The 5,674-nt window shown below is 74.6% G+C and carries 4 protein-coding genes; all 4 read left to right on the top strand.

Annotated elements, in window-relative coordinates; genetic code table 11:
• The coding region (cobC, locus tag E1264_RS39285) for an Rv2231c family pyridoxal phosphate-dependent protein CobC (protein WP_132182113.1) at positions 1–878 on the top strand (878 nt) is incomplete at its 5' end.
• A gap of 27 nt (positions 879–905) precedes the next feature.
• The gene (gene cobT / locus E1264_RS39290) at positions 906–1,985 is read left to right on the top strand and encodes a nicotinate-nucleotide--dimethylbenzimidazole phosphoribosyltransferase (RefSeq protein ID WP_132182115.1); all 1,080 of its coding nucleotides are present in this window, start codon (positions 906–908) and stop codon (positions 1,983–1,985) included.
• Between the two features lie 150 nt (positions 1,986–2,135).
• Positions 2,136–3,374: a uroporphyrinogen-III C-methyltransferase gene (cobA, locus tag E1264_RS39295; protein ID WP_132182117.1), complete on the top strand. Its 1,239-nt coding sequence runs from the start codon at positions 2,136–2,138 to the stop codon at positions 3,372–3,374.
• On the top strand, positions 3,371–5,614 hold the full coding sequence (locus tag E1264_RS39300) for an AAA family ATPase (protein ID WP_243711450.1): 2,244 nt from the start codon (positions 3,371–3,373) through the stop codon (positions 5,612–5,614). Before cobA ends, E1264_RS39300 begins: the two co-directional genes overlap by 4 nt.
• Positions 5,615–5,674: the final 60 nt, after the last annotated feature.

Consider the following 5,674-nt stretch of genomic DNA (forward strand, 5'->3'; position numbering starts at 1 on the left):
CCTACCCCGACCCGCGCCCCGCCCGCCGCGCGGTGGCCCGGCGGCACGGCAGGGCCGTCGGCGAGGTGCTGCTCACGGCCGGTGCGGCGGAGGCGTTCGTCCTGCTGGCGCGGGTCCTCGCGCCGCGCAAGGCGGTCGTCGTGCACCCGCAGTTCACCGAGCCCGAGGCCGCGCTGCGGGCCGCCGGCCACCCGGTGGAACGGGTGGTCCTGGGCAAGGACTTCACCCTCGGCCCCGCCGCGATCCCGGACGGCGCCGACCTCGTCGTGATCGGCAACCCGACGAACCCGACCTCCGTGCTCCACCCCGCCTCCGCCGTCGCCGCACTGGCCGCGCCCGGCCGGACGGTCGTCGTCGACGAGGCGTTCATGGACTGCGTCCCCGGGGAGCCCGAGAGCCTGTCCGGCAGGCTGCCCACCGGCGTCGCCGTCATCCGCTCCCTCACCAAGACCTGGGGCCTCGCGGGCCTGCGCGCCGGATACGTCCTGGCCGATCCCCACCTGATCGGACGGCTCGCGGAGGCGCAGCCGCTCTGGGCCGTGTCCACGCCTTCGCTCGTCGCCATAGAGGCGTGCTCCACCCCGGAAGCCGTCGCCGAGGCCGAAGCCTGGGCCGTGGCACTCGCCGCTGAACGCGACCGGCTGGCAGGCGAACTCACCGCACGCGGCCTCTATGTCGTCCCTGGAGCGCGAGCGTCCTTCCTATGTCTGCGCGTGCCGGACGCCCTCGGCATCAGAGCATTGCTAAGGCAGCGCGGCTACGCCGTAAGGCGCGGAGACACATTCCCAGGGCTCGGCTCCGACTGGTTGCGCATCGCCGTGCGCGACCGGTCCTCCAACGACGCCCTTCTAGACGTGCTCGGCGAACTCGGCATTTAAGGGATCGGCACCTAGGGAGAGGACACCGTGAACCTGATCGAGGAGACCATCGCCGCCATCGCGCCCCTGGACGAGGCCGCCATGCGGGACGCCCGCGACCACCAGGCCCGCCTCACCAAGCCGCCCGGGTCGCTCGGCGTCCTGGAAGAGCTGTCGGTGAGGCTCGCGGGGCTGGCCGGACGGTGCCCGCCGCCGCTGCCCGAGCCCGCCGCCGTCGCCGTGTTCGCCGCCGACCACGGCGTCCACGCGCAGGGCGTCAGCCCGTGGCCGCAGGAGGTCACCGCGCAGATGGTGGCCAACTTCCTGGCGGGCGGCGCCGTCGTCAACGCGTTCGCCGCCCAGGTCGGCGCCGAGGTCAGCGTCGTCGACATCGGCGTCGCCGCCGACCTCGAAGCGGCCCCCGGCCTGCTCCAGCGCAAGATCGCCCCCGGCACCGCCGACATGACGCTCGGCCCCGCGATGACCGCCGACGAGGCCCGCCGCGCCGTCGCCACCGGCATCGAGGTGGCCCGCGACCTGGTGACCAGCGGGGCCCGCTGCCTGATCACCGGGGACATGGGGATCGCCAACACCACCGCGTCCGCCGCGCTGATCGCCGCGTTCACCGGGCGGCCGCCCGAACAGGTCACCGGCCGGGGCACCGGGATCGACGACGCCACCCACGCCCGCAAGGTCGAGATCGTCCGCACCGCCCTCGCCCGCCACGGCCTGCCCGACGAGGCCGCCGCGCCGCTGGACGTGCTGGCCGCGGTCGGCGGGCTGGAACATGCCGCGATCGCCGGGTTCGTCCTCGGCGCGGCGGCCCTGCGCGTGCCCGTCGTCCTGGACGGGGTGATCGCCGGAGCCGCCGCCCTCGCGGCCGCCGCGCTCAGCCCCGACGCCATCGGCGCCTGCGCCGCCGGGCACCGCTCGGCGGAGCCCGGCCACGCCGCCGCCCTCACCGCGCTCGGCCTGCGCCCGCTCGTCGACCTGGAGCTCAGGCTGGGCGAGGGAACGGGCGCCCTGCTGGCATTGCCGCTGGTCCAGGGCTCGGTGCGGGTCCTGCACGAGGTCGCCACCTTCGACTCCGCCGGGGTCAGCGAGAAGGACGCCCGACCGCGTAACTAAACGATCACGGAATGAGTCACCTTCGGCTATCGACTGGACGGAGGCACTCTCCATGCACTCCTCAACCCGAGTACCTTTGTTCCACAAGGCCACTAGTCCCTTACCGGAGTCCGCGAGCTGATCCGCACATCCGATCGAGAGAATCACCACGTGCCCCCGTACCTGCTAGGACTGCGACTCGGCGGCCGGCGCGTCCTCGTCGTCGGCGGGGGCCGGGTCGCCCAGCGGCGCGTGCCCGCGCTGCTGGACGCGGGCGCCGACGTGGTGCTGGTCTCGCCGAGCGTGACCACCTCCCTGCAGGGCCTCGCCGAGCGCGGAAGGATCACCTGGCACCGGCGGGGCTTCCGGAGCGGCGACTGCGCGGGCGCCTGGCTGGTCCAGGCCGTCACCGACGACGCCAAGGTCAACGCCGACGTCGTCGCCGAGGCGGAGGACGCCCGCATCTGGGCCGTCCGGGCCGACGACGCCGAGTCCTCGCCCGCCTGGACGCCCGCGAGCGGCCACGCGGGCGACGCGACCGTCGGCGTCCTGCTCGGCGGCGACCCGCGGCGCGCCGCCGGCATCCGCGACGCCGTCGTGGACGGCCTGCGCGCCGGCGCCCTCGAAGCCCGGCATTCCCGGCGCAAGCCCGCCGGCGTCGCCCTGGTCGGCGGCGGTCCCGGCGACCCGGGGCTGATCACCGTCCGCGGCCGGCAGCTCCTCGCGATGGCGGACGTCGTCGTCACCGACCGGCTCGCCCCCGGCGGCCTCCTGGACGAGCTCGCCCCCGATGTCGAGGTGATCGACGCCGCCAAGATCCCCTACGGCCGGACCGTCACGCAGGACCGCATCAACGAGTACCTCGTCGAGCACGCCAGGCAGGGGCGCTTCGTCGTCCGGCTCAAGGGCGGCGACCCGTTCGTGTTCGGCCGCGGCGGTGAGGAGGCGCTCCACTGCGCCCGGCACGGCGTGCCCGTCACGGTCGTCCCCGGCATCACCAGCGCCGTCGCCGTCCCGTCCGCCGCGGGCATCCCGGTCACCCACCGGGGCGTCGCGCAGGAGTTCCACGTCGTCTCCGCGCACGTCCCTCCCGGGCACCCCGACTCGGCCGTCGACTGGGCCGCGCTGGGCCAGGGGAACGGCACGATCGTCCTGCTCATGGCCGTGGAACGGATGACGCTGATCGCACCGGCCCTCATGCGCTATGGTCGGTCGTCCGGCACGCCGGTCGCCGTGATCCAGGACGGCACCCTCCCCGGCCAGCGGACGCTGACGGCGACGCTGGGCACGGTGGCCGACGCGATGGCCGCGGGCGACATCCGGCCCCCGGCGATCGTGGTCGTGGGCGACGTGGTCAACGTGGCACGAGAGATCGACATGATTCGAGCGGACATGGGACGGGATCCGTGACACCCCCGGCAGAGCAGAGCGCGGTCCACGACGAGGAGGCCGGCGCCGGCCCGGGACGCGGGATCGAGGACACCGCGACTCCCGGGAACGACGCCGCGCCCGCGACGGGCCGGCGCGCCGAGACCGCCCGCCCCGAGGGCCAGGCGGACGGCGAGGACGAGACGCGCCAGGGAACATCCGGTAAAGATCGTCCGACCGCCGAAGCCGCCGAGATCACCGAGACGGCCGAGCACGCCGAGGGCGCCGAGCCTGCCGAGCACGCGCCGGACGACGACGCCGGAACGACCGAGCCCACGAGCGCGGAGCCCGCCAAGGAGACCAGGCGAGGCCGCTACGCCCGCCGCAAGGAGTCCCAGGCGGGCACGGGCAAGCACGCGAGATCCGCCGCCGAACCCCCGTCCGGCCGGGAACCGAAACCCGCCAAGGAAGACGAGCCCGGCAAGGACGAGCCGGCAGTCAAGCCGGACAAGGCGGCCCAGCGTGCCAAGGAAGACAAGCCCAGAAGCACCGGACGGCGCCGCGCCGCCAGGCCCACCACCCCCAACACGGTGCGCCAGGGCGAGCTGACCAGGGCCGTCACCAGCCTGCGCGACCAGCTCGGCGCGTTCAACTTCCTCCTCGACGTCCCCGGCGTGCAGGAGGCCCGCGAGGCCCGCGACGAGCTGCGCGACCAGCTCCAGGACTACGTCCTCCCGCGCATCCAGGCGGCCGGCGCGCCCATGCTGGTGGTCCTCGGCGGCTCGACGGGCGCGGGCAAGTCCACGCTGGTCAACACGCTCGTCGGGGCCCGCGTGAGCGCCACCGGCGTGCTGCGCCCGACCACCAGCAGCCCGATCCTCGTCTGCCACCCCGACCACGCGCAGTGGTTCCTGGAGGGCCCGCTGCTGCCGGGCATGGGACGCGTCCGCGGCCCGGCCCCCGACGCCATCGCCGGTGACCAGCTGGTCATCATCACCAGCGACGTCCTCCCGCCCGGCCTCGCGCTCCTCGACAGCCCCGACTTCGACTCCGTCTTCGAGGACCACTACGAGTTCGCCACCAAGCTGATGGCCGCCGCCGACCTGTGGCTGTGCGTCACCACCGCCGCCCGGTACGCCGACGCGCAGGTGTGGCAGATGCTCCAGCGCGCCAGGGAGAACGGCGCCACGATCGGCGTCGTGCTGTCCCGGGTCCCGCAGGGCGCCGGGCCGCAGGGCGCCGAGATCGTCGAGCACTTCGGCGAGATGCTGGACGAGAACGAGGTCGGCGAGGCGCGCCGCTTCACCGTCCCCGAGACCCGGATCGAGGACAGCCGCCTCCCCGAGGAGACCGTCGAGGACATCCGCGAGTGGCTCACCGGCGTCGCGGAGGACGCCGAGGACCGCGAGATCGTCATCAGCGACACCCTCGCCGCCGTCCTCGACAGCTTCCGCACCCGCGTCCCCGAGCTCGCCCGCCAGGTCGAGGCGCAGGTCGAGCAGCGCACCGAGCTGTCCGCCGAGGTCGCGGCCGGGTACGGCACCGCGCTCGCCGAGCTCGACGAGGCCACCCGCAACGGGTCCCTGCTGCGCGGCGAGGTCCTCGCCCGCTGGCAGGACTTCGCCGGCACCGGCGACCTGCTGCGGTCCCTGCACACCCAGCGCTCCCGGCGCGGCCGGTCCGCGCGGCGGCGGGGCCGCAGCCCGGCCCGGGTCCGCGCGCTGAAGGCGGCGCTGCGCAGCGGCCTCGAATCGCTGATCATGGCGTCCGCCGAGCACGGCGCCGAGCAGGTCATCGCCCGCTGGCGGGACCACCCGGCCGGACGGCAGGTCCTCGCCGCGGCGGACGCCGAGCTCGGGCACGTCTCCCCGGAGCTGTCGCGCCGCGTCACCCGGGCCGTCAGCTCCTGGCAGGACCACGTCCAGGAGCTGATCCGCACCGAGGGCGTCACCAAGCGCTCGGTCGCGAAGCTGGTGTCGTTCGACACCGAGGCGGTCTCGCTCGTCCTGATGATCGGGCTGCTCGGGTACGGCACGTCCGACGTGGCCGTCGAGGGCGGCAACAGCGCCGTCCCGCAGCGGCTGCTGAAGGCGCTGTTCGGCGCCGAGTCGCTGCGCGGCATGGGCGCCAAGGCCCGCGCCGACCTGCGCAGCCGCATCGGGATGCTGTTCGACGAGGAGTCCATCCGGTTCGAGCAGGTGCTCGACTCCGCCGGCATCCCGGACGAGACCGTCCCCGTCCAGCTGTACCAGGCCACCTACAACCTCGAGGTCGCCCGATGACCACCTCGGCCATCCCCACGAACTCGCCGCCGGGGATCCCGCTCCCCGACGCCACCGCCC

The organism is Actinomadura sp. KC216 (assembly GCF_004348535.1).
GTDB lineage: Bacteria > Actinomycetota > Actinomycetes > Streptosporangiales > Streptosporangiaceae > Spirillospora.